This window comes from Mycobacterium shunyiense (assembly GCF_058270075.1).
On the sequence record NZ_JBZDPU010000014.1, the window covers coordinates 462,385 to 487,194 of the forward strand.

23 protein-coding genes are annotated in these 24,810 nt (G+C 63.5%); 13 read left to right on the plus strand and 10 right to left on the minus strand.

The window, feature by feature from the left end:
• Positions 1-6 precede the first annotated feature (6 nt).
• The 7 genes from AC4ELH_RS13195 to AC4ELH_RS13225 all read left to right on the plus strand — a co-directional run bounded on the left by AC4ELH_RS13195 (position 7) and on the right by AC4ELH_RS13225 (position 7,399).
• A complete protein-coding gene (locus tag AC4ELH_RS13195; protein WP_458609598.1) occupies positions 7-618 on the plus strand; it encodes a TetR/AcrR family transcriptional regulator C-terminal domain-containing protein in 612 nt (203 codons plus the stop codon).
• Between the two features lie 425 nt (positions 619-1,043).
• Entirely contained in the window at positions 1,044-1,253 is a 210-nt protein-coding gene (locus AC4ELH_RS13200; protein WP_051244253.1) for a hypothetical protein, read from the plus strand.
• A gap of 52 nt (positions 1,254-1,305) precedes the next feature.
• Complete coding sequence (locus AC4ELH_RS13205) at positions 1,306-1,572, plus strand: hypothetical protein (protein ID WP_036425663.1); 267 nt, start codon at positions 1,306-1,308, stop codon at positions 1,570-1,572.
• A 58-nt stretch (positions 1,573-1,630) separates the two neighbouring features.
• On the plus strand, positions 1,631-2,989 hold the full coding sequence (locus tag AC4ELH_RS13210) for an FAD-dependent oxidoreductase (RefSeq protein ID WP_498884820.1): 1,359 nt from the start codon (positions 1,631-1,633) through the stop codon (positions 2,987-2,989).
• The gene (locus tag AC4ELH_RS13215; protein WP_498884822.1) at positions 2,986-5,358 is read left to right on the plus strand and encodes a thiamine pyrophosphate-binding protein; all 2,373 of its coding nucleotides are present in this window, start codon (positions 2,986-2,988) and stop codon (positions 5,356-5,358) included. Before AC4ELH_RS13210 ends, AC4ELH_RS13215 begins: the two co-directional genes overlap by 4 nt.
• 70 nt (positions 5,359-5,428) lie before the next feature.
• On the plus strand, positions 5,429-6,427 hold the full coding sequence (locus tag AC4ELH_RS13220; protein WP_029372807.1) for a zinc-binding alcohol dehydrogenase family protein: 999 nt from the start codon (positions 5,429-5,431) through the stop codon (positions 6,425-6,427).
• Between the two features lie 126 nt (positions 6,428-6,553).
• A complete protein-coding gene (locus AC4ELH_RS13225; protein WP_073907113.1) occupies positions 6,554-7,399 on the plus strand; it encodes an alpha/beta fold hydrolase in 846 nt (281 codons plus the stop codon).
• Positions 7,400-7,652: 253 nt separating this feature from the next.
• On the opposite strand, the gene AC4ELH_RS13230 is transcribed toward AC4ELH_RS13225, so the two are convergent.
• The 7 genes from AC4ELH_RS13230 to AC4ELH_RS13260 all read right to left on the minus strand — a co-directional run bounded on the left by AC4ELH_RS13230 (position 7,653) and on the right by AC4ELH_RS13260 (position 13,951).
• Positions 7,653-8,420 (minus strand): SDR family oxidoreductase, encoded by a 768-nt coding sequence (locus AC4ELH_RS13230; RefSeq protein ID WP_498884824.1) that lies wholly within the window; start codon positions 8,418-8,420, stop codon positions 7,653-7,655.
• A 115-nt stretch (positions 8,421-8,535) separates the two neighbouring features.
• Positions 8,536-9,993 (minus strand): catalase, encoded by a 1,458-nt coding sequence (locus AC4ELH_RS13235; RefSeq protein WP_073907111.1) that lies wholly within the window; start codon positions 9,991-9,993, stop codon positions 8,536-8,538.
• Between the two features lie 93 nt (positions 9,994-10,086).
• Positions 10,087-10,527, minus strand: coding sequence for a DsrE family protein (locus AC4ELH_RS13240; RefSeq protein ID WP_498884826.1), 441 nt, complete (start codon positions 10,525-10,527; stop codon positions 10,087-10,089).
• Between the two features lie 590 nt (positions 10,528-11,117).
• Positions 11,118-11,429, minus strand: a complete 312-nt coding sequence (locus AC4ELH_RS13245; protein WP_142242273.1) for a hypothetical protein — start codon at positions 11,427-11,429, stop codon at positions 11,118-11,120.
• Between the two features lie 965 nt (positions 11,430-12,394).
• Positions 12,395-12,775: a hypothetical protein gene (locus tag AC4ELH_RS13250; RefSeq protein ID WP_448444513.1), complete on the minus strand. Its 381-nt coding sequence runs from the start codon at positions 12,773-12,775 to the stop codon at positions 12,395-12,397.
• Entirely contained in the window at positions 12,772-13,020 is a 249-nt protein-coding gene (locus AC4ELH_RS13255; protein ID WP_448444515.1) for a transposase, read from the minus strand. The genes AC4ELH_RS13250 and AC4ELH_RS13255 overlap by 4 nt, the downstream gene beginning before the upstream one ends.
• 349 nt (positions 13,021-13,369) lie before the next feature.
• Positions 13,370-13,951 (minus strand): TetR/AcrR family transcriptional regulator, encoded by a 582-nt coding sequence (locus AC4ELH_RS13260; RefSeq protein WP_498884829.1) that lies wholly within the window; start codon positions 13,949-13,951, stop codon positions 13,370-13,372.
• 106 nt (positions 13,952-14,057) lie between these two features.
• Here AC4ELH_RS13260 and AC4ELH_RS13265 point away from each other — a divergent pair, with 106 nt between their 5' ends.
• On the plus strand, positions 14,058-15,029 hold the full coding sequence (locus AC4ELH_RS13265; protein WP_448444519.1) for an amidohydrolase family protein: 972 nt from the start codon (positions 14,058-14,060) through the stop codon (positions 15,027-15,029).
• 1,016 nt (positions 15,030-16,045) lie between these two features.
• Here the strand turns inward: AC4ELH_RS13265 and AC4ELH_RS13270 are convergent.
• Positions 16,046-16,948 carry a serine hydrolase gene (locus AC4ELH_RS13270; RefSeq protein ID WP_064880301.1) on the minus strand — a complete coding sequence of 301 codons (903 nt, stop codon included), beginning with the start codon at positions 16,946-16,948 and terminating at the stop codon, positions 16,046-16,048.
• A 250-nt stretch (positions 16,949-17,198) separates the two neighbouring features.
• On the opposite strand from AC4ELH_RS13270, the gene AC4ELH_RS13275 reads away from it, so the two are divergent.
• Positions 17,199-18,041: an NHL repeat-containing protein gene (locus AC4ELH_RS13275; protein WP_498884832.1), complete on the plus strand. Its 843-nt coding sequence runs from the start codon at positions 17,199-17,201 to the stop codon at positions 18,039-18,041.
• A 26-nt stretch (positions 18,042-18,067) separates the two neighbouring features.
• On the opposite strand, the gene AC4ELH_RS13280 is transcribed toward AC4ELH_RS13275, so the two are convergent.
• Positions 18,068-18,904, minus strand: a complete 837-nt coding sequence (locus AC4ELH_RS13280; RefSeq protein WP_064880305.1) for a peptidoglycan-binding domain-containing protein — start codon at positions 18,902-18,904, stop codon at positions 18,068-18,070.
• Between the two features lie 226 nt (positions 18,905-19,130).
• Here AC4ELH_RS13280 and AC4ELH_RS13285 point away from each other — a divergent pair, with 226 nt between their 5' ends.
• Positions 19,131-20,159: a coiled-coil domain-containing protein gene (locus tag AC4ELH_RS13285; RefSeq protein WP_498884834.1), complete on the plus strand. Its 1,029-nt coding sequence runs from the start codon at positions 19,131-19,133 to the stop codon at positions 20,157-20,159.
• A gap of 28 nt (positions 20,160-20,187) precedes the next feature.
• Here the strand turns inward: AC4ELH_RS13285 and AC4ELH_RS13290 are convergent, their stop codons facing one another.
• A complete protein-coding gene (locus AC4ELH_RS13290; protein WP_498884836.1) occupies positions 20,188-22,239 on the minus strand; it encodes an AMP-binding protein in 2,052 nt (683 codons plus the stop codon).
• 141 nt (positions 22,240-22,380) lie between these two features.
• Between AC4ELH_RS13290 and AC4ELH_RS13295 the strand changes: the two genes are divergently transcribed.
• The 3 genes from AC4ELH_RS13295 to AC4ELH_RS13305 are packed head-to-tail and all read left to right on the plus strand — an operon-like array spanning position 22,381 to position 24,600.
• Positions 22,381-23,160: a glycoside hydrolase domain-containing protein gene (locus AC4ELH_RS13295; protein ID WP_448444531.1), complete on the plus strand. Its 780-nt coding sequence runs from the start codon at positions 22,381-22,383 to the stop codon at positions 23,158-23,160.
• 22 nt (positions 23,161-23,182) lie between these two features.
• The gene (locus tag AC4ELH_RS13300; protein ID WP_498884838.1) at positions 23,183-23,941 is read left to right on the plus strand and encodes an SCO6745 family protein; all 759 of its coding nucleotides are present in this window, start codon (positions 23,183-23,185) and stop codon (positions 23,939-23,941) included.
• Positions 23,942-23,952: 11 nt separating this feature from the next.
• Complete coding sequence (locus AC4ELH_RS13305; RefSeq protein ID WP_448444535.1) at positions 23,953-24,600, plus strand: maleylpyruvate isomerase family mycothiol-dependent enzyme; 648 nt, start codon at positions 23,953-23,955, stop codon at positions 24,598-24,600.
• Positions 24,601-24,810: the final 210 nt, after the last annotated feature.

The following is a 24,810-nucleotide window of genomic DNA, read 5'->3' on the forward strand; positions in this document are numbered from 1 at the left end:
GATGTGGTGCGCGCCGCCCTGGTGGTCTTGAATGACGTCGGCCTTGACGGGTTGACGATGCGTTTGGTGGCCAAACAGCTTGGCGTGCAGTTGAACACGGTGTATTGGCATGCGAAGAACAAGCCCGAACTGCTGGAGATGATCGCCGACGCCGTGTTGGACGATTGTGGCAGCGTCGCGCTGTCGGGAGACTGGCAAGAGCGGCTCGCAGCCTTGCTGAACAGTTATCGACACGCCCTGCTACGTCACCGCGACGGTGCGCGTCTGGTCGCAGGAACTTATTCGGTGATGCCCAACACCCTCGCGCTGTCCGAGCAGCTCACGAGCACGTTCCTCGCCGCCGGGTTCTCCGAAGAGGTGGCAACCTGGGCGACCTGGCACTCTTCTGCACTCGTGTTGGGCCTGGTTCTCGAGCAGCAAGGCGAACCAGAGGACTGGCGACAGCGGCTTGACCATGGTGTCGACGTGGCGCAGTACCCGTCCGTGAAGGTCGCCCATGAGCATCATGTGTCTGGCGACCACGATGCCCGGTTCGACTTCAGTCGCGATCTCCTGCTGCGAGGGCTCGACTCCTTGCTTCACGAGGCCGACAGAATTCGCCTCGACACTCGTTCGTGACCGCGGTGCTGACCGCGCAGCGTGTTCATGCGGGAGCGGTACCGAAGGATCGCAGGTCGTCGGTGGTTCACGCGCACGCGCAGGACCTCGGAACAGGTGCGACCCAGTGGTCGCTTTACCAGCTTTGGTGTCGCCTAGGAAACTAACGGTCCTTGCAGGACAGCGAGGTGCAGGGCCTACCATCGCGGCGACGTAATCCAGCACGTCGCGCTGGCTCGGCCGACGATCCGCTGGATAGTCCGCCGGCACAACGTGGTTCCGGACGGTGTGCGCGGCAACCGATATCCCGGAAAGCCAGGCGACGCGCGAGAGGTGGTCGCCGCAGAACTCGAAGCAAGCGGCGCGGATCAAAGGAGACGAAAGTGGGAGCAACGAAACGAACACGACGGTCGCGAGTCGTCGCGGGTTGCACCGCGGTGCTACTGATGGTGGTTGCATTCGTCTCGGCCTGCGGCTCGAACGACAAGCCCGAAGCGCCGACCTCGACGTCCACTTCCACATCGCCGGCCGGCCCGCAGCCCAGTGTGGAGCCCACGACGAAGAGCATCGATCCCAACGGGGGGAACCTGTTCACCCCCGAGATCAAGGCCCCGCCGGCACCGACCGAGCCGCCCGGCGTTCACCGCAACAACTGAGTGAGAACCGACGGTCGATGCGCACCGCACATCGAAGGATAGGACTTCCCGCATGAATAACGTTCGAGCACAGGCATTACGCCGGGTTGCGGCCTGGTCGATGACAACGGCTGTGGTTGCCGTGTCGGTCATCGGATGTGGGCACGCCGACGAGCCCAGTCCCACCACGTCGGAGAGCACCACGTCGAGTGCGACCGTAACGCCAACCGAGAAGGCCATCGATCCGACCGGCGCGAATAAGTTCACGCCGTCGGTTCAGGCCCCGCCCGCACCCACCGTTCCGGGGGGCCAGCACCCCGGGATCAACGGCGTTCCCTGACCGAGTTGGTGGGTCCAGCCGAAGAATCGACGTGCTTTGTGACGGAAGCGAGACTGATGTGAGTGACATTGATGCGGATCTGGTAGTCATCGGCTTCGGCAAGGGCGGCAAGACACTCGCTGCGACGCTGGGTCGCCAAGGCAAACGTGTCGTCATGATCGAACGCTCGAACCAGATGTACGGCGGTACGTGCATCAACATCGGCTGTGTGCCCACGAAGTCGATGGTGTTCGCAGCCGAGGAAGCACTCGGCCATCCCCGTGACCCGGAGATGTACACCGCCGCGGTGCACCGGACGGCGGAGTTGACAGCCAGCCTTCGCGAACAGAACTACGCCATGCTCGACAGCATCCCCGGTGTCGATGTCCTGACGGGAACGGCGACGTTTCTGGACGCCCACACCGTGTCGGTCCAGACTGACGACGGCGTGGTGACGGTCGAGGGCCACCACATCGTAATCGGCACCGGATCGGAACCCGTATGGCCCAGTATTCCTGGCTTACAGGGTAATCCGCGGGCCATGACCAGCACCGAGCTACTGGCCACGGATCAACTGCCCAGCAGTCTGGTCGTTCTCGGCGGCGGCTACGTGGGCCTCGAGTTCGCCGCGATGTGCGCCGCGTACGGCGCCCACGTCACCCTGCTGGAACGGCAGCCGGCGGTTCTGAGCCGTGAAGACGACGACGTCGCGGCGGTCGCCGTGAAACTGTTGGAAGAGGCCGGAGTGCGCATCGTGTGCGCGGCCGACGTCACCTCGATCGACGAGTCGACAGTGCACTACCGCGTCGGGGCCCGCGAAACATCGGTGGAAGCCGACGGCATCCTGGTGGCGCTGGGCCGTCGTCCCGTGACATCCGGCCTCAACCTGGAGGGCGCGAGCATCGCCATCCGCGACGACGGCACCATTGCGGTCGACGAGCACCTCCGCACCAGTCAACCCCACATATTCGCCGTCGGTGACGTCAACGGCGGCCCTCAATTCACCTACGTATCGCTCGACGATTACCGAATTGTACTGGATCAACTCAACGGCAACGGATCCCGCACCACCTCCGATCGTGTCGCTGTGCCCTACACGCTCTTCATGACACCCCCGTTGGCGCGAGTGGGACTTACCGAACGGCAAGCCCGCGAAACGGGCGGCGCCATCAAGGTCGCTGCGCTGCCGGTGGCCAAGATGGCGACCGTGCCGCGGGCGCGCATCGTGCACCAACCTGCCGGCCTGATGAAGGTGGTCGTTGACGCCGACACCGACGAGATCCTCGGCGCGGCGCTCCTGTCCTACGACTCCCACGAGGTGATCAACACCGTGGCACTGGCGATGCGCCACGGCATCACCGCGACGACACTGCGGGACTCCATCTACACCCATCCGTCGATGACCGAAGCGTTCAACCAACTCTTGGGCATGCTGTGACGCAGGACCGGTCCGCTCAGATCACCGATACCGAATCGACCGACGGCGTCCTGGACAACGTTGCGCGTCGTGTTCTGTGGCTGTCCACGGCAATGATCCATCACGCGAATCGCCGTCGCGCCAACAACTCCGGCATGAAAATCGGCGGCCACCAGGCATCGTCGGCATCCATGGTCACGATCATGACGTCGCTGTGGTTCGAGCACCTGCGATCGGGTGATCGGGTGTCAGTCAAACCCCACGCATCGCCGGTTCTCCACGCCATCAACTACCTTCTGGGCGAGCTCGACGAGTCGTATCTGACCCGGCTCCGGGAGTTCGGCGGACTGCAGAGCTACCCCAGCCGTGCCAAGGATCCCGATCCGGTCGACTACTCGACCGGGTCGGTCGGCATCGGAGCGACGGCGCCCATCTGGACAGCCATGGCGCGGCGTTACGTCGACAGCAGGTACGGGCAGCCGGATGACCTTGTCGGAGCTGATCGTTCGAGCGGCGCGGCCTTGGCGCGCCAGTACTCACTGGTCGGCGATGCCGAACTCGACGAAGGCGCGGTATGGGAAGCAGTTCTGGATCCCGCAGTGGCCGACTTCGGTGAGATCGTCTGGATCGTCGACATGAACCGTCAGTCGCTGGACCGCGTGGTACCCCACATCGCCGCCGACCGGCTGGAGCAGATGTTCGATGCTGCTGGCTGGCAGGTCATCAACGTGCGTTTCGGGGGCCTGCTGCAATCCCTGTTCGCCGACCCTCAGCACGGAGCCTCACTGCGGGCCCGCATCGTCGAAATGCCGAACCCGGAGTACCAACGTCTGCTGCGATGCGACATCGACGAGCTGCGACGCCGCCTACCGGGCGGCGGCGCCCACGCCGACTCCGTCGCGCAGCTGATTGCGGGTCTCAACGACCAGACCCTCGCCACGGCGATCCGCAACCTCGGCGGGCACGACTTCGCAGCATTGCGGGATGCGTTCTCGCAGATCGACGACTCCCGGCCGACGGTGATCGTCGCCTACACGATCAAAGGACGTGGATTACCGACTGAAGGACATCCGCAGAACCACTCCTCACTGCTCACCGAAGCCCAATACCAAGAACTGGCCGCCGATTTGGCTACCGATGTCGATCTCCCCTGGAAGGGGTTCGACGTACAGAGCGCCGAGGCGCGGCTCTGTGTGGAAACCGCTAGCCGCCTCACGCGACATGCCGTTCCCGACGCAAGTGCGGTCATCGACGGTATCCCGAGCGACTTCGGGCGCACACCCGGCGGAACCTCGAGCACGCAGGCCGCCCTCGGAAGGGCGCTGCTCGATCTGACTCGCGGGGCGCCGTCGGTAGCCGGCCGAGTGGTGACGGTGAGCCCGGACGTCAGTTCGACGACGAACCTCGCGGGCTGGCTGAACAAGGTGGGTGTGTGGTCGCCAGCGGAGCAACGAGACTGGTTCGACGACGACGCCGAGACCCTCATGCACTGGCGACAGGGTCCGAGCGGCCAACACATGGAACTCGGAATCGCCGAGACCAACCTGGTGGGGTTGATCGGCGAACTGGGGGCGACATGGAGCCGCTGGGGTCAGCCGCTGTTCCCGATCGGTGTCCTGTACGACCCGTTCGTCGAACGCGCGTTGGAACCGTGGTCCTACGGCATTTACGCTGGCGGACAATCGATCCTGGTGGGGACGCCGTCCGGCGTGACCCTGGCCGCCGAAGGCGGAGCACATCAGTCGATCAAGACCCCGTCGATCGGCCTAGAGCAACCGGACTGCATGAGTTACGAACCCGCGTTCGCCCTCGACGTCGAATGGATTCTGCTGTCGTGCATCGGGAGGCTGGGTCGCCCCGGCGGATCGTCGTCCTATCTTCGGTTGTCGACCCGACCCGTCGACCAGACCCTGGCCGCGGTGCCCGCCGACGCCGTCGCTCGCGAGCGGCGGCGTCAGCATGTGGTCGCCGGCGCCTACACGCTGCGGCGCGCCGCGGCCGCTGACGTCACCCTCGTCACGATGGGGGCAATGGTGACCGAAACACTTCATGCGGCAGATCGTTTGGCGGACATGAGTATCGGCGTCGACGTCGTGTGCGTAACGAGTCCGGGGTTGCTGTTCGAGGCCGTGCAGGCGCGCCGCGGGCTCGGCGATGCTCCTACCTGGATACTCGACCAGGTCTTCCCAACTGGCCGTTCCGCCCCGATGGTGACGGTCCTCGACGGTCACCCTCACACGTTGGCGTTCCTGAGCACGATCAACAACGTCACGCTGACGTCCCTGGGTGTCAGCCGCTTCGGACAAGTCGGCGATCTCGACGCCGTCTACCGATACCACGGGATCGACGCCGACAGTATCGTGCGCGCCGCCCTGGACGTCACGGCGTGAGCACGGAAGATTATCTGCCACAACACTGTTGGTCGTCATGAAACTCTCCGAGCGAAGGGAACAACGCGAAATGAGCACGATGAAGGCGGTGGCGTCGTATGCGGGGCTGTCGCTGGACGACCCGACGTCCATCCAGGACATCGCGGTCGAACAGCCCGTGTTACGGCCGCACGACGTGTTGGTGCGCGTAGCCGCCGTGTCGGTGAATCCCGTCGACCGAAAACGGCACCGCGGTCTCACCGCCGCCGACGGCCCGGTGGTACTGGGCTTCGATGCAGCGGGAACCATCGAAGCCGTAGGCCCGGAAGTGACGACGTTGTCGATCGGGGACGAGGTGTGGTACGCCGGAGACGTCAGCCGCCCCGGCACCAACGCCGAACTGCACGCGGTCGACGAGCGCATCGTGTCTCGCAAACCGACAACGCTCACGTTCGCCGAAGCCGCCGCCTTGCCGTTGACCACGATCACCGCCTGGGAGTCGCTGTTCGAGCGCTTCGCCCTGACCAAGGACACAACCGGGGATCTCGTCATCATCGGGGGTGCCGGCGGCGTTGGTTCGATCATGACGCAACTGGCCAAGAAGCTGACCGGGGTCCGGGTCATCGCCACCGCGAGCAGACCCGAATCGCGAGAATGGGTGTTGCAGATGGGGGCCGACGACGTCGTCGATCATCACCACCTAGAAGAGGAAGCGCTCCAGGCGGCTCCCGGTGGCGTGGATTACCTCTTCACGCCCTTCTCCCACGGAAACGTCGAGACCTTCTCCGCGGTGATGCGCCCATTCGGACACATCACCGCCATCGACGATCCTGAAGGCCTGGATCTCGCCCCGCTGAAGCCCAAGAGCATCGCATGGCATTGGGAGTTGATGTTCACGCGGCCCCTCTTTGGTTACGACATGCTCGCGCAGCAGCGCCTCCTGAGCGAGGCTGCAGCGCTCGTCGATGCCGGAACTATCAAGACCACGGTCACCAAGACGATCCACGGCCTGAATGCCTCCGGTATACGGGAGGCCCACCAAGCCGTCGAGTCCGGCGAGATGATCGGCAAAGTCGTCGTGGTCGCGTGACACCGAACACCCGACAGTCTTACTAAACCAGGCCGCTCCGCTAATCGCGTTGCCGCACCAGAGAATTCAGACGCCGTGCGTCGGCCATTCTTGATCATCCCGCCACGACCATAACGGAGTAGGACAATGGCTTTCATCACCACCCCTGACGGCACCGACATCTTCTACAAGGATTGGGGGACCGGCCAACCCATCGTGTTCAGCCACGGCTGGCCACTGTCCTCGGATGACTGGGATAACCAGATGCTGTACTTCTTGTCCGAGGGCTTCCGGGTGATCGCCCACGATCGGCGAGGCCACGGCCGCTCCACCCAAACCTCCGGCGGCCACGACATCGACCAGTACGCCGATGACTTGGCAGCCCTGACAGAACACCTCGATCTGCGCGACGCAGTCCACGTAGGGCACTCCACTGGCGGCGGTGAGGTTGTCCGCTACCTGGCCCGCCACGGCGAGGGTCGCGCAGCGAAGGCGGCCCTGATCAGTGCGATCCCGCCGTTGATGGTGCAGACCGCGGAAAACCCAGAAGGGTTGCCCAAGAGCGTGTTCGACGACTTGCAGGCCCAACTGGCCGCAAACCGCTCGGTGTTCTACCGCAATCTAGCCGCTGGGCCCTTCTATAACTTCGACAGGCCCGGCGCGGAGCCGTCGGAGGCCATCATCGCGAATTGGTGGCGGCAGGGCATGATGGGTGACGCGCTGTCACAATACGACGGCATTGTCGCGTTCTCGCAAACCGACTTCACCGACGACCTCAGGACCATCACCATTCCTACCCTGGTGATGCACAGCGTCAATGACCAGATCGTTCCGTTTGTAGCGTCGGGCCCGAAGTCGGCACAGTTGCTGGTGAACGGGACGTTGAAGACCTACGCCGACGGCTTCCCCCACGGTATGCCCACCACCCACGCCGACGTGATCAACGCCGACCTGCTCAACTTCATCAAGGACTCAGGCGTGCCCGGCATGTAGACCCGTCGTTGCTATCGAGGCTGCGGTCGGACAGTTCAACGGGGGTGCCCACGGATGTCCCGAAACTGCTGCCGCCGCCTGAGTTGGTTGGACCCAGCCGCGCAGTTGCCAACGTCCTGCTCGTCGCGCCTCGACGCCTGCGGCTGTCACCGACCCTCGGGTTGGAGCGCCGCCGCGGACACTCCACCGCAATCAACCATCGGCTAGCGGCACGCGAGACTAGATCAGGTTCTCCGCGTCGCCGTAACGTATGTCACACGTAGCGTGCTCCACCTTCGACGTGCACGGTCTCTCCACTGACGAAACTCGCGGTGAATAGCCACATCGCAGCATCGACGATATCGGTAAGGGTGCCGACCCGGCCCGCCAAGGCGCCGTCGGACGACTGGGCGAAGAATGACTGCCGTTGCTTGGTCGGCATCGCATCCCAGGCTCCCGAGTCGATGATTCCCGGCGAAATCGCGTTCACCCGAATAGGTGCCAATTCCTTGGCAAGGGAGCTGGCGGTGAACTGCACGGCTCCGTTGGCGATCGCCATGACGCTGTAGGGCGCGGCCGGCTTCCACGCGGCGATGCCAGAGAACAGCAGGAACGAACCACCGGCAGGCATCCTCGGTGCGAAATGCTTGGCAACCAACAAGGGGCCGACGACCTTCGCCTGAAACGCTCCGAGGATTCCGTCTTTCTGCACGTCTGCGACCGCAACGTTGTGATGAGCCGCCGAGGTGATAACGACATGATCGATGACCGACATCGATTCGGCGGCTGCGACGATGGTCGACTCGTCATCGAGGTCCAACCTGATGCCGGTGGCGCCGGGCAGATCGGCGGCCGCCGCGGCCGCGGACGCAGCGTTGCGTCCGGCTATCACGACCGATGCGCCAGCCTGCGCTGCGCGGCGGCAGATGGCTAGCCCAATGTTCTTAGTGCCGCCGATGACCAAAACCGTCTGCCCCGCTAGGGAGCTTGTACTAGCCATGTCCAATTCCTTCTGGGGATAGTTGATCTCGCCTTCCAGCAACCACGCAATGACGCCGATGCTGCCGCACCGGGGTGATCGCTAGCGCGAGATCTGAAACACGTACGAAGCTCACGAGTTGGCCGCCCAACGCGGCGGGGACGTCGATACCGGCCTTCTACCTTCGCCCGAGGCTGGCCTGCACACGCTGCTCGACCTTTTTTCCCAGTTCGGGGTCCACGTTGCGCCAGTACTCGAAGACCCGAGACAGCACGGGTTCCTTCACGCCGTCGAGGACGTGCCCGACGATGTTGCCGACCAGACGTTCGCGCTCAGCGTCGTCGAACACGTCGCGCACCAACGCACCGGCCTGGCTCCAGTCGTCGTCCTCGGCCCGCAGCGCGTACGCGGTCCTGACCATGTCGCCGTCGGACATCCAGTGCACCTCGGCCACGCGTTTCGGATCCTCGGCCACCGGGCCGCCCATCGAGTTCGGCGCGTACACCGGGTCGGTCGACAACTTGATGCGCATGGCCCCGTCCTTCGAGTACGCGTTGACGTCGACCTTGGGCTCGTTGACGGGAATCTGCTTGTAGTTCACCCCAAGTCGGGCCCGGTGCGCATCGGCGTAGGAGAACCCGCGCGCCAGCAGCATCTTGTCCGGCGACAGCCCCGTGCCAGGCACGGTGTTGTTGGGCTCGAACGCCACCTGCTCGATCTGCGCGTGGTAGTCGACGACGTTGCGGTTCAGCGTCATCGTCCCCACGTCGACGAGCCTATAGTCGGCGTGCGGCCACACCTTCGTCAGATCGAACGGGTTGATCCGATACGTCTTGGCGTCCTCGAACGGCATGATCTGCACCTTCAACGTCCAGCTCGGGTGTTCGCCCGCCTCGATCGCGTCGTAGAGATCGCGCTGGTGGTAGTCACCGTCCTCGCCGGCGATGCGATCCGCGTCCTCCTGCGTGAGGTAGTCGACACCCTGGTCGGAGATGAAGTGGTACTTCACCCAGAACAGTTCGCCATCGGCGTTGACCCAGCTATACGTGTGACTCGAGTAGCCGTTCATATGCCGCCACGACTTCGGGATGCCGCGGTCCCCCATCAGGTACGTCACCTGATGGGCCGACTCCGGCACCAGCGTCCAGAAGTCCCACTGCATGTTGTGATCGCGAAGGTTGTTGGCGGCCATGCGTTTCTGGCTACGGATGAAGTTCTGGAACTTCATCGGGTCACGCACGAAGAACACCGGGGTGTTGTTGCCGACCATGTCGAAGTTGCCCTTGGACGTGTAGAACTTCAGCGAGAAGCCGCGCGGATCGCGCCACGTGTCTGGGCTGCCACGCTCACCGGCCACGGTGGAGAACCTGGCCACCATCTCGGTCTTGACGCCCGGCTGCAGGAACGCGGCCTTGGTGTACTTGCTGACGTCGCCGGTCACCTCGAACTCGCCGAAGGCGCCGCCGCCCTTCGCATGCGGTTGCCGCTCGGGAATGCGCTCGCGGTTGAAGTTGGCCATCTGCTCGATCAGGTAGTGGTCCTGGAGCAGGACCGGCCCGTCTGGGCCGACGGTCAGTGAATGCTCGACGCTGGGGACTGGTGCGCCGCCATCGGTCGTTGCGATCTTCTCGGTCATTCCGGTTGTTCCTTCAGGTGTGAGCGCGACACGTCGTAGACGCTGGAAAGCGGTGAAAGCAATGGAATCTCGAAGCTGCGGTAGAGTTGCCACTTACGACTCAGAGATGACCACGTAACCCTGCTGGCTCAGCTGGGTAATACGAGCCATCGCGTCCGTGTTCACCTTGACGCCTTCGATGGTGTCGGAGTTGATCCACCCGTGGGCTCTAGCGGTTGCTCCACACAGTTCAACACCGACACCGGCGGCCATCAGGTCGGTGATGAGTCCGCGAAATGGATTGCCGGTCTGTATGTTACGGTCGCGGTTGTACGCTTGGTCGCTGAGCGCGGGATGTCCGGCGTTGGTGTGGAATACGACAATCAGGTTCGGCTCGACGCCCCAAACCGTTGCGTCATCGCGAATCAGATTCGCGTGAAACAACGCGGCCGGAAGGTCACCCTCAAAGCTCAGCGACGCAATACTGAACACCACGCTTACGCTGGTCAGTTCGACTGGGATATCGACGATCAGGCTATCGCTACTGTTTGGCATAGCAGGGCACTCCTACGTTTGATTCCGTCGCGACAGGCCGCGTCGACAGCTTGAACACAACGTCTACGCGGGGCTGAGCGATGCTGCGTTGGCCAGGCTCGTCGTGTGCCAACCCTCTGCAGTACTCGCCTGCCACCAAAGCGTGAATTTACAACCAGCAGTGGGTATCTAACAAGGACGCTAACTTCCCTCGGGGAAACCATCCCTGCTATCCGAGCGGCTGGCAGCGAACGGGAACAGGCTTGGTGCTAAGACGAGAACGGAAGCGTGACGCACTGCACGGAACCGCATCTTCAGTGGCTCTGTGGGCGCTCACCTCGAACTCATGGACAACTGCGTGAAGTAGCCGTCGAACCGTGGGTCGTCGATGCGAACTTTAGGTCAAGCCGACGGTCAAGATGCTCGCAGCCGACTCGACCAGCCGCACTGAGCGTGTAACACCGGTGCTCCCGCTCATGAGTGCCGTCACTGACTGTGCTTGAAATATTTGGCTTTTCACTGTGGTGTTACCCGATCGCGCGAGGCAACAAGCGCATTTCATACACGCAACTGACGCAACAGCTTCGACAGTCAGTCTTAGTAGGTCACTTTCAGCCACCTAGTTTGCGGCACAACGCCTTTAGCTCGGTCCAGCCGGATGCGTTGGTTGTACGGAGATAGTTGGGTGACCGCCCGCGGCCGACAGAAGCGGATTCAGCCAACTCGAGAAGGTGAGAATCGATGAGCCTGCGTATAACGGGGCGCACCACGCTGTCGGAGAGCGAGGTCGTCGTCGCAATGTTTCTCGTGGTGAACGGTTTCCGGCCACTCTGCGCGATCGCATTCACAATCTCAACGAGATGACAATTGTTGAAAAGTGCAGCAGATAGATCCCTCTCAATATCGCCGATTTGTAGCGTCATGCGCGTATGATATGACACGTATAGCGATCTACGTCATAAGGGAGAGAATGTTGTCCGCTTCGTTTCCTTCGCAGCTGGCGTTTGACGAGTCGCTGGGTAGCCAGAATCTGGATGCCGCTGCAACACCCCCGATCGGCGGTCGAACCACTGACCGACGCTGACGCATCCCTGCACCACCACGTATGCGTGGAAGCGGCAGCGGAAAAGCTGGCCGAGAAGGGCAGCTCCGCAGGGGAGGTAACCGACTGAATCGCGACCTGGATCCGCCAACGAATCGGATCGCGGGGTGCCGCGCCTTGAGGCAGAGGGCTGTCGGCAAAAGGCGAGTAAACCAAGCGCCACACGCTCGATACCTGGAAGGCTGAACCAAACACCGGGGGACCAGGGCACAGGATACGAACGGCCTCGTCCCGCCCCCGGTCGCCAAGCCGCCTTGGAGCGTGGGCGACCAGGGTGCAGTACTGATTCAACGACTTAGGTTGACGACCGTAAATGCCACGCGGATAGAGGATTCGCGGTCCAGTCGTGAATTTGGGGGCATTCCCAGAATAACCGAATGCGATGTCGAAGCCACTTACAACCAGAAGTGCGAATCGAGAACGCGGGACATGTTGTGGGACAAAAGCTTTCAACCTAAACAGATAGCCCGTCTCCTCCTCGGCATCGGCGACGCCACCACGGACGGCAAGGCGCTAAGGGCCGGAGTATTCGAGTTCTGTTCCACCACCGTCACTGTGACGAATCGGCGACAACGGCTATCGAGTTTGGCAAGCATGTCGGATGACGACGGATTCGGCGAAATCGCCCGTGCCTAGGAAATGCAACGGTTCGTGAGACAAACCCAGGTGCAGTTGCCGTGAGACATATGGAATAACTGCAGGTCAGCAATCTGGGAAATGCAGCCGATCGTGAGAACCTACATGCTTGTCGAGATGCAATGAAGATTGAAAAGCGTGCATTGATTGTTAAACAACAGCCCACAACTGATTTGGCGCATCAGCGGTGAAGTCACGCTCGACAAGATCATCGTGTACCGGCGGACCAACCTTGCCGTTCTTGCCGCGCTTCTTGCCGAACACGCTCCACAACTGATTCTGCGAGCAGATCCGCCAGGCGGTGCGCTCGGCCATCGACTCGCCGGCCTCTCGGGCCACTTCGACCAGGTAGCGGTACCCGAACTCGGGGTCGTCCTTATGCGCGTCGAACAGCGCATTGGCGCGATAGGCCTCGACGAGTTCGGCGTCGGTGATGGGATGGGCCAGCCAGCGGTAATAGGGCTGGCGGGCGAGCTTGAGAACCCGGCACGTCACCGCGACGGGTATCCCGTCGGCGGCGAGCTCACTCACGAGCGGGTAGAACCTTTTCCCGGAAGGTTGGCCTGCGACAGATAGGCCGTGGCCCGGCGCAGGACTTCATTCTCCTGCTCCAACAACTTGATCCGACGCCGCGCATCCCGCAGCTCAGCGGACTCGCCAGTGCTCCTGCCAGGCTTGGCGCCTTCATCGATATCGGCCTGGCGCATCCACTTGTGCAGCGTCACCGGGTCCCCCTCACTGGCACCGTGAACCAGGACGAATGTCGAAATGAGCATCCTCGGCGGACATCCATCATTCGATGTAACGCGAAGTAGACCAACTGCATTCATGGAGTGGCTGGACGCGCGCCAACGGCCTCGAAGATGAAAGGCTAGGAGCGCCGCCGATCACGACATCGCTAAGTGCGTGCAGCGGGCGACGAACACCGCTGTGCAATGCACGTTGGGCACCGCGATGAGATGTCTGAGTTGCTCACAGTTTTTCTGCTGTCTCGCATAGCAATTCGTTGGCTGGCGTCAATCTTGGATGTTCAATTGTGCGTCTGTCGGGACGGTGAGGTGCCGCTTCGTTTAAGGGAGCCGGAAGCGGCGGGGTGAGACATCGGCAAGGCGCGGCTGTTATTCGTCAGTCGCTTAGTGCTATCAACAGCGGGACGACGCAGTCGTCGACGATTGCGTCGATATCGGCGTCGCTTAGGGGTGCGCCGACAAGTGCGTCGTGGCGCATCAGGTCGAACGGAACGCGTAGTGCTCTTAACGGGATCTCTCCATCGCCGAGTTCGCCGCGAGCACGTCCGCGTCGCAGGATCGGTTGTAGTAGTTCGTCTGCGGATTCCAATAGCAACGCGTGTGCAAGTACGCCTGCCCGGTCGTCGAGGTCGGCCATCAGCCCGATGATGGTGTCGCGGCTCTTTTCGGGAAACCGATCCCGTATCGCGCTGAGCAGTGCCGTCAGATCTCCGGCGAGTGAGCCGGTGTCGGGAGTTGGCGTCAGCGGTGCGGTCACCTCTAAAGCGTTGACGACCATCAACGCTTTGGTCGGCCAGCGTCGGTACAGCACCGGTTTACTGGTTTGCGCCTGCGCCGCAACGCCGTCGAACGTCAGCCCGGAATAACCGTGCCTCGCTAGCTCGGTGCGCACCGCTGCCCGGATCGCGTCCTCAAGGGCCTGTCCGTAGCGCCTGGCCAAGGCACCTCCCTGCGACATAGATACGTTGCGTATCTCGAAAGAATAGCTTAGCGTCAAGATACGAATAGTATCTTGCGGCTGAAGCGGCCATTGCCGCGACACCGCCTCAGCAGAGGAGCGTGCGATGGCCGGTCGTCGTATTGATGTGCACAACCACTACATGGGCCAACCAATCTACGGATACCTGCGCAATTCAGGCTTTCTGCCGGGCAACTTCCCGATCGCGGAGTGGACACCGGAGAAGGCAATCGCGTTCATGGACCGCCACGACATCGCCACTCAGGTGTTGTCGTTGCCGTTCAGCTTCACCACCAATCCTGCTGATTCCACCGATTCGCAGTCCCCCACGGTGCTGGTCCGCCAGATCAACGAAGCCATGGCGGAGGTGATTAAAGACCATCCTGGGCGCTTCGGAGCTTTCGCCACGCTGCCGTTCAATACCATCGACGCGACGCTGGCTGAGATCGATTACGCCCTCGATGTGTTGAAGCTCGACGGTGTCGCACTGACCTCGAATGTTGGTGGACGTTACTTCGGTCAGCCGACTTTGGAGCCGATCCTGGCAGAACTGGGCCGCCGACGCGTGCCGGTGTTCGTGCATCCGACAGACTGCGCGTACAGCAGCGAACTCAACCTGGGCAGGGTCGGATCGTTCATCGAGTTCCCGTTCGACACGGCCCGCAACATCACCAATGCCGCCTTGACCGGAGTGTTTGAACGTCACCCAGGGCTCACGCTGATCCTGGCTCATTGCGGGGGAGCGTTACCCACCTTGGCGGTGCGTATCGCCGAGCATCTCGGGCTGGGTCAAGGGCCCGCTGATGTTGCCATCGATGCTCAGCAGTTCCGTGATGTGCTAGCCGATCTCTACTACGAGACCGCGCTGGCGGGCAGCCCCAATTCGTTGCTTCCTACTCTGGAAGTCACCCGCACGGATCATATCCTCTTCGGCACCGATTTTACTGCCGCGCCAGAGGGTTTCATCACCCGCAACATCGAGCAGTTGATGTCCTCAAAGGCGCTCGACAGCGCCGGTCGGCATGCCATCGAGCGAGGTAACGCCGAGCGCTTGTTCCCTCGTTTCGGAGCTGCCTGACAACCAGAGGATCGCGGCTTGCTGAAGAACCGTTTTGGCGCCCCGCGTGTCCGGGCCGAAGGGGGTTCCACTAGTCGCGAAACGCCAATCGGGGACTCGACAGTCGGGTACGGTCGCGGCAACGGGTCGTCCCGTTTGACGTCTTCGGGCAATCGTAAGCAGCCCATTCGCAAGATGCGTTGCTGCTGAGCAACTTTGGGGCCACAAGCAAATATCGACGACGTTGCTCGTCAGTGGCGAAACGCCGGGTATTGAGCCCGTCAGGGTGGATTAGACACGGCGCGAATCAATGCCCCGTCCTGTGGCAGTGGACACCAAAGTGAGAATTCGCGGCGTGGACATCAATTGAGAACGTCGCCAACAACGCAGCTCCGCGAGCCGGGTGTGAACACAGAACTTGAGAAGCCACAGGACTTGAAGAAGTAGCGGCTGCCGCTCCGTCGGTGAGCAGCGCTCCGCCGTAATCAGCTACGCAGCAGGGATTCTCGGACCGCAAGTCTTCGTCGGCAGCATCCTGCACCGGACCGCCGCGAAGGGCAAGGGAATTCAGAAAATCGTCGACGAGGCCGAGATGCAGGTCGCATGGAAGGAGCAGAAGAACAAGACGCCGTCGGTGTGCGATTGGATGATGCCGCTTAGCGATCACATTCTCAACAACAGCCGCAGGGGTGACAAAGCTGCTTGACGGCAATTAGGCGAGTCCTATAAACCTTCGCTGCATCTCGACAGCACGTCGCACCGCCGTTCGAGCGAGCACGGGCGGTTGGAGGGCCTCACCGCGACGAAACTCGCCGCCCTGAACTCAAGCCGCTACAGCGTCCAACAGATCTAGAGCCCATGACCTTCGAGGTACTTGTAGGAAATGCAACGGCTCGTGAGACAACGGCAGTGCGGTCACCGTGAGACAAAGGTCGAAAGGCCACGTCAAGACGGTCGGTCGATTCAGCCGAGGATGAGAACCTACTTGCGCGAGAGCACCGACAACACGCCATGAACGTAAGCGAGTACGGCTGGCGTCAGATGTGCCCGCCGGGGAACATGGTCTTGACGGCCTGGGTGATGGTGTTGCGAGCAGCCGCGGCGTCGCCCGGTTCCAGGGAACTGATCGCCATCACATAGCGGGCGTCCAGGCCGATCGCTCCGGTGGACACGTGCAGCTGGTTGGCGCCGCTCCAGCAGCAGAACCAGCCCTGCTTGACGGCGACCGCCTCGGCGAACAGCCCCTCGGGGATGCCGAAGCGCTGCGGGTATCCGTCGGTTCCCGTCGGCGTGGATTGGGCGAGGTTGGTGATGATCACGCTGGTCTGTTCCGGAGGCAGCCCACCAGTGCCGTCGAGCAGCATGTCGTAATAGCGGACCAGGTCACTTGCGGTGCTCTGCGTGACGTCCCAGTGTCCGTTGTAGGGCGCGGTGGTGCCCGACAATCCGTACCGCGCCACGACGCGTGAGATGATCGCGTTTCCTCCGCTGCGGTCCCAGAAGGTCTGGGCCGCGCCGTCGTCGGAGGAGCGGAGCATGATGTCGAGCGATTTGCGGTCCGCAGCAGACAGTTTCGTCTCGCCCTTGGATTCCTGCAGCAGCAGGTCGTCGGCGATGAACAGCTTCACCACCGAGGCGATCGGGAAGGGTTGGTTGGCACCGTTGGAGACGATCTGACCGGTGTCGCGGTCCATCACGACGACTTCGATGTCGGCTCCGGACTTGGCCGCGTCGGCGGTGGCCTGGCGGGTGCGGGCATCGAGTCCGTCCCATGGCGTCAGCGGCTCGGCATCCACGTCCAATGGTGTCAACGGCGGCTGCGGGGCGATGACCGGCGCTGCGGGCATGCACCAAGCTGGTGCCGCAGAACCGTTGACGAGCAGCGCCACGCCGACGATCGCCATGCACGTCATCGCAGGCTTCGACAGCCGCCTCCGCATAAGTCCTCCAATTGATCCATAGCCAGGGCAGCTGGGATGGACTCTGCGCCCGCCGGTCCTACCAGCTTAATCGGCCGCCCAGATGGCCGAGGAGGCGCGGCGACCAACCTGACCGGCGAGTCACCCTGGCCCGGCTCACCGAAACGCGCGCCTGAAGAGGAAGTCATCCGCTGGGACGGGCAAGCTTAGGATCCGAACTGTCGGGAGGGGACAGATGAAACTGGGTCCGAGTGCAGGATGTGTCTTCGGCATGGTCGTTGCTGTCCTGGGCAGTGTGCTGGTGGCGTGTTCGCCGGGGTCTGCGCCGACCGCGCTGATCAAGGATGTCCCGTTGCAGTCGGGTGAGCAGACCACGATTCCGTTCAGTGGGTTTGACTACCGGGAGATGGGTGTCGACGCGAAGAACGTTCTCTATCTGGGTGGTATCGGTGGGTTCGCGACCTTGATTCCGGGGGCGGCCCAGCCGACGCCCATGAAGCCCAGTGGCAATCCTCCTGTGTCGACGTTCGGGGTTGCGCCGGACGGCCGGTTGTCCTTTGCCACTCTCGATGGCGTCGTCGAGACGATCGCACCCGGCTCGACCACCTCGGAGCCGCTGCCGTTCGACAAGCTCACCAGGCACGGTCAGATGGCGGTGGGCCAGGACGGGTCGGTCTACCTGGCCGACAACCAGCGCGACAAGCTGTTGAAGCTCACGCCCGGCGCGAGCGCCCCCACGGAGCTCTCCGTCGAGATCACCAACGGGTTGGGGCACTTGGTGATCGACGCCGACGACAACGTGTATGCAGCCATGGACGAGAAGATCGTGAAGATTGCGAAGGACGCGGAGAAGGCCGAGCCGGTGGCAGGGGCGCCGGACAAGGTGGGCGGGCTGGCGGTGGACGCCGCGGGCAATCTGTATGCCACCGACCGGAAGGCCGCAACGGTGTCTCGGATGCCGGCCGGCGGGGGTGACTGGGTCGAACTCCCGTTCAACGGGCTTCAAAGCCCATCCGCCATCACGGTCGACGGCGACGGCAACGTGTACGTCATGAACACGAACCTCCGCGAGACCGCTACGAGAGACACAATCGTCAGGCTCGCTGCCGAGTAGCCGGGGTTTCCTCCCGGGTTGGGCAGTCAGAACATTTCGACGACCCACACCTCCATGTCGAACTGAGGATTCCCGGGATCGGCGGGGTCGGAGATGCGGTGCTGCTGGATGACGGTGCCGAGGCTGAGAATGTCCGCGCGTGGGGTCGAGAACTGCACTTGGTTCGATGCGTAGGTGAACCGGCACCCACCGACGAGGGCTGACTGTGCCAGGCGTCGAATCTCTTCGAGGGTCACCTGGTTGATGGGCGCGCTGCGCATGCAGATATCGCTGGCGCAACCACTGACCAGGCCGGCCGTCAATGGTCGGCCATGAGCATGCTGACTCTCGGTGGCGAAGTCGGAGAACCCGAGGTAGTCGGTTTCCCCCTCGCCGTAGATGTTGATCCGCATGGCGTTCCCGATCGGGTTGATCGGGGTCCCCTGATGCTGGGCACGGCCGTCGGGCCCCGGCGCGGAGACGCGCGGTGGGGTCGGGCATTGCGAATGATCATGTAGGTCGCCCGCTTCCGTGGGTGAGACCAGGCCGTCTCCCGGTGGCGTCAGGCTCTCGAAATCCCTGACGTCGTCGTCGAGATGTCTGATCGTGCCTTTTCCGACGATCCTGTCTGCGGTGACCTGCCCCGGGCCCAGAATCCCGCGCTTGTTCTTGTATGCCTCCACCGCGTCGCCGGTGCCTTCTCCGTACACACCGTCCACGGAGAGCCCGGCGGCATCGACCTCATTCAGCGCGATCTGGATTCGCCGCACGTGCTCGCCGACGTCGTGGATGCCCTCCCCGATGTGCGCCGGATCAGACACCAGGCAGGCCTCGAGCTGACCGTCACGAGCCGGCGAGGTGAGGAGCATGCTGTTGAGTCCCATTTTTCGTCCACCTCTGGTTCGCGCAAGCGGGCTGCTTGCTGATGGATCCAATCCTGGGCGGGCACGTTTCGGGGTGCGCGAGTAGTCGGCTACCCGACTCTTCGGATGGCATCGTGAAAAGCAGCTCAAGAGAGACTCGACATCTCCCATGCCAGTTCGTAGCCTGTGCGAGACGTCCAAGCCGGGCCACGACGGTCCTCGCAGCGAAAGATCGTGACAAATCCGTATGACCTGGGTGCGCCATTCACTGCGGCGAGCGCTGTGCGGTTCCGCCATCGCCGCCCTGGTGGTGGCGACGTCGATGGGCGACGTGAAGGCGGAGCCCGGGGCTGACGCGCTGTCGAAGCTCCACGAGTTGTCCCGACAGGCGGTGCAGGGTCGCGAGGCCGTCACTGCCGCTCAACGCGATGTCGACGCCAAACTTGCTGCCCAGACCGCGGCCGAAGACCGCCACCGCGCGGACCTGGAGGCCCTTGCCGCCGCCAACGTCCAGCTTGCGCCCTATCAGGCCGCGGTCAACCGGGTGGCGGCAATGACCTATATGAGCGGCGGCGACGGTCAGATGGCAGCGGTGCTGACCGCAGGCTCGCCGCGACAACTGATCGACAAGCTGTCGTTGCAACGGGTCGTGGCTGCCAAGTCGGCCGATGACATGTTCGCCTTCAAGGCGACGCATCAGCGCGCGGCGGCCGCCGCGCAGGCGTCAGAGACATCGGCCGCTGATGCCCGCGCCGCCGTCGAGCAAGCCTCCGCTGTGCGCGCAGACCTTCAGGCCAAATGGAGTGAACTGCAGCGGCAGATCGCCGCCGCAGAGGCGCAGTACGGCGCACTGGCACCGCAACAGCAGGCAATCGTCGACAACGCGGGATCACTTCCCGTGGGCGCTCCCGCAGACATCCCGGAAGGGTTGCCGGTCGGTGTCGCCTCCGAGGTCGGGTTACAGCCCAACACCATCCTGGCCGCCCGGGCCGTCAGCGCGCGCTTTCCCCAGATCGCCGACATCGACGGGGTCCGGCCGGATTCGAAGCCGTGGCATCCCAGCGGTCTGGCGATCGACATCATGATTCCCAACCCCGAAAGCCCTGAGGGCATCGCGCTCGGCGACGAGATTCTCGCGTACGCGCTGAGCAATGCGGCCCGATTCGGGTTGCAGGACGTGATCTGGCGCGGCACCTATTACACGCCGAGCGGTCCGCAGTCATCGGGTTACGGCCACTACGACCACGTGCACATCACCACGACGCCGCGCCACTGACCGCGATGCCGCGCAGCCTTCGGTCGGGCTATCCCTCGAGCAGGCTACGTTTGATGATCTTGCCTGTCGTCGTGCGCGGCAACTTGTCGAGGAAGGTGACGTCGCGCGGAATCGAGAAGCGGCTCAGGCGGTTTCGGATGTAATTCTTGACCATTTCCTGGTCGAGAGAGGCGCCGTCGGCAACGACGACGAACGCCGCGAGGCGTTGGCCGAACACCGGATCGGGAACGCCGATCACCGCGACTTCGGAGACCTGTGGCAACAGCGCGAGCGCTTCTTCGACGGGCCGCGGAAAAACGTTCTCGCCGCCGGAGATGATCATCTCGTCGTCGCGTCCGGCGACGAAGAGGCGCCCACTGGCGTCGAGGTGTCCGACATCGCCGGTGTCCATCAGTTGGTCTTTGATGGCAGGTGACGCTGCGTTGGTGTAGCCGTCGAACAGCATGTCGTTGCCGACGAAGATGCGACCGACGGCGCCGACCGGCACGGGATCGCCCGCCTGATCGAGTATGGCGATGCGGGTACCGAGCGGAGGCCGACCGGCGGTGGTCGGGGCGGCGCGAAGGTCGGTCGGGTCGGCGATCGTCGCCCAGGACACTTCGGTCGAGCCGTAGAAGTTGTACAGGATGTCGCCGAAGGTATCCATGAACTTGATGACGGAGGCTCCGGGGATCGGCGACCCACTGCTGGCAACCACCCTCAGCGACGACGTGTCGTATCGATTGATCACGGAGACCGGCAACTCAAGAATCCGCTGCAGCATGACCGGTACGGCAATCAGGACCGTGCATCGGTGTTGCGCAATGGTTTTCAGACACTCTTCAGCGTCGAACCGTTCCATCAGCACCACCGTCGCACGCAGCGCGGCACTGAGCTGCAGCGCGGCCAGGCCCCAGGCGTGGAACAGTGGCGCGGCCACCAGCATCACCTCGTCGCGACGCAGCGGCATCCGGGACAGCATCGCGGCGATCGTGCCGAAGCCCTGTGGGGTGGGTCGGCGCGCACCTTTCGGTGTGCCCGTTGTACCGGAGGTGAGAACGACCAGCTTGCCCGGCTGTTTCGGCGGGGCCAGTGGCCCGTTGTTGGTACCGGCCGAGATCAGGTCGCCGATCGAACGACGCTGCGGTGCAGCGGAAGCGGGGCGCGTGGCGATGCGGGGAATCTCGGCGGGGAGATAGCGCACCTGCTGTTCGAACTCCTCGTCGACGAATATCGCGTCGACGGCATGGCGGCGGATGATCTCTTCGATCGGGTGCGCGGCCAGACCGGTGTTGAGCAACACGAGGTCGGCGCCCAGCTTGCTGGCCGCCACCATGCACTCCACCATCGCCGAGTGATTGCGCGCCAGGATGGCGAGCTTGCTGTTCGCGGTGAAGCCGACGGTGGTGAGACCCGACGCGATGGAGGTGGTTCGCTCAGCCACTTCCGCATAGGTCGATTGCCCGAGGCCATCGATCAACGCAAGGTTGCGGGGTGATCGGGCAGCGGCGGAGGTGAGGCCGCCGGCCAGGGTGAATCCCCACTTGGACAGGGAGTTGAGTTGTCGCAGTCCGCGATCGGGCCGGGATGCCCGCACGACGCCACTGACGACCATGGTCTTGGCGACGCTGAGCTGCAGGGAGCGCATGTCGCCCATGTTGACCAGGAGTGAGGATGGCTTGCCGGCCAGATAGTCGGCAATGCGCTGTAGGCCTTCTCGGACCCAGTTTTCGACGGCGCTGTCGTCGATCTTGGCCAGGTCAGGGTGAAGCTGGCCGATGGAGAAGGCGGTCACTGCGATCCGGGTGTCGTTCGCTCCGGGAGTCAGCCGAATCGACACCGAACTTTCGGGCATCTGGGTGGCGTGGAGGAGCATCTCCCTGCCGGAGCGCCGAACTGTCAGGTGCATCTCGTGAACAACGACTGTGCCGCGGGGGGTGGAGAACCGGAGCTCGAACTGCTGCGCATGGTCAGAGGTCTGCTCGCACGACCCGAGTCCGCGAAAGAATCGCGGATACTCCTCGTGTGATTGCAGGACCTCCCAGATATCCGGACATGAATGATCCAGCATCACGTCGAAATCGATCACGTCACGTCGCACGGGTGGTCCTGCCAGTCGATCGTCTGTTCGCTCGGCCGCCAACTGAGTGAACACATTGTGGTTCATCGGCCCGCGATACGGAGCAGTTCTGGCTCCAACGCCGCAACACTCAGCGGAGGCAACAGGGGATACGCTTCCTGCGTGACGCCATCCGCTTCACGACGCGAAGTCCTCAGGTATGCCGCTGTCCTGGCCCCGGCCTTGGTTGTCCCGGGTGCGTTGACTGCGTCAGCCGGCGCACCGACGGCCTCGGCCGACGGTCTGCAGATCGTCGATTTCGCCGACCGGCTGGTCCAGCCCGAACAGCTCAAGTCCGCGGGGTTCGGCGGTGCGTTGGTCTATGTGTCCGAGTTGCGGCCGGGCGCCACGTTCGATTTCAAGCCCGTCACCCGTGACTACGCCGATCGCCTCCGCGCGGCCGGCTTGCAGGTCGTCAGCTGCTACCAGTTCGGCAAGCCCGGGTGGCCGACGCCGTCGGACTTCACCCGCGGGTACGACGGAGGTGTGGCCGACGCGCGGACGGCGTTGGGGCTCCATACCGCGGCGGGCGGTCCGGCATCGGCACCGATCTTCTTCAGCGTCGATGAGGACATCGACGCGGCAACGTGGAAACGTTTGGCAGTCCAGTGGTTTCGGGGGATCAACTCCGTGCTGGGGGTGGCGCGGACCGGAATCTACGGCGGTCGCAGGCAATGTGGATGGGCGCTAGCCGACGGTGTGGTCGGCGCCTCCAGCACTCCCGGCTACCGGTGGGCCTGGCAGACGAAGGCATGGTCGCGGGGTGAGCGTGAGCCGGCTGCCGTGCTGTTCCAGAGAGAGGTCGTGACCGCATCCGACCCGGGTTTCGTGATCGACGGTATCCACGTCGACGTGAATGACGTTCTCGCAGCCGATTACGGCCAGTGGGATCTCGCCAGATGATGCACCAGGAGGAATCACTGTCATGACCAACACCGACATGCTGAACGCTGCTGCCGCTACCGGTACGGCGATGGAGCAGGCGGTCGCGATCTTCATGCTGCATCCGGAGAGCTTCGCGGCCAGTATCGCCGCCGGCTACGAGAATCCGCTGGCGGGGTATGTCGCAGGCCGCGGCGGGGTGCTGGGTGATGCGTCCGGTGCCACGGTCAGTGCCGTTTTCGCGGTGTTCGAGCCGACCGGCCTTGCCGCGATGTGGGATGAAGGCGTCGCGGTCCGCGGCGCTGAGGGTGCGGCACAACAGTATTGGGAGCAGGCCGCGGAGTTCGGACGCAAGTACCTGTCCGCTGCCGAAGGGCTGGATCGCATCTCCGAACTGGGGGAGAAGCTCATCGCCGCGACGCCGATCGCGGGCCTGCCGCTGTTCGCGGGGTGGCGCGCGATGCCGCTGGACGACGATGCCCCGGCGCGGGCGCTGCAGGTGATGTTCGTGCTCCGTGAACTGCGCGCGGGCGTTCACTTCAACGCGCTCACGATCTCGGGTATCGCCCCGGTGGAGGCACACATGCTCAACAAGGGGCCCCAGTACACCGCGATGTTCGGTTGGCCCGAGCCATTCGCCGACGGTGAAGACAAGAAGGACCGGTACGCCGAGATCGAGCAGGCGACCAACCGGCGGATGGTCGAGATCTTCGAGGCCGCCCTTGATCAGGCCGAGGCCGACGAGCTCGCCCGGCTGAGCACCGAAGCGTTGGCCACCCTCAAAGCCGGTGTCCCGGGCTGAAAGGCCGATCTGTGCGGTTGAGCCGAGACGAGCGCGAGCGGGTGTTCGCGGCGGTGGCCGACGAGCGCCGGTCGATCGCCACCCTGGTCGAGGGGCTCGATGCCGACCAGTTGGCCACACCGAGCCTGTGCGCGGGCTGGGACGTCAAGACGGTTGCGGCTCATCTGGTCAGCGATTTCACCGACGGGTTCTGGGGATTCCTGGTCAGCGGTATCCGCCACGGTGATATCGACCGCGGCATCGATGCACTGGCCCGCCGCCGGGCCCAGGCGTCAGCTGCCGAGATCGCCGAGACGCTCCGTCGTCGCGCCGACTATCGGCTCAGCCCGCCCATCACCGGCCCGTTGTCGGGACTGACAGATGTGTTGGTGCACGGCGCCGATATGCGCATCCCGCTGGGACTTCCGCATCAGCCCGATCCTGAGCACGTCGCTCGGGTGCTCGATTTCCTCACCAGCCGAACACAATTCGGGTTCTTCCCACGTAATCGCCTGCGTGGTATCGCGCTACACGACGAGGATACTGGGCGCACATGGGGGGAGGGCCGGGCCGTCTCCGGTCCGGGCGTTGCGATCATGCTGGCGGTGTGCGGTCGCACCGTCGCGTTCGACCGCCTGTCCGGCCCTGGACTTCTTGCCCTGGACTCGCGCCTGCACTAGCGCAGCGAGCTCTTCACCACCCATTTCGTTGCGTTTTCGTCCGGCGGTCGAGGTTTGCTCCTTAAGCTGACGACGACCACCAGATCCTGTGGCCATTCGAAAACTTCGAAAGGCCGGACGATGACAGCTGCCAATAGGTTTCCGACACGTGTACCGCGGTCACGTGTTCGATGGCCTTGGGAAATCGGTCGGGTCAGCAGGTGGCCGAAG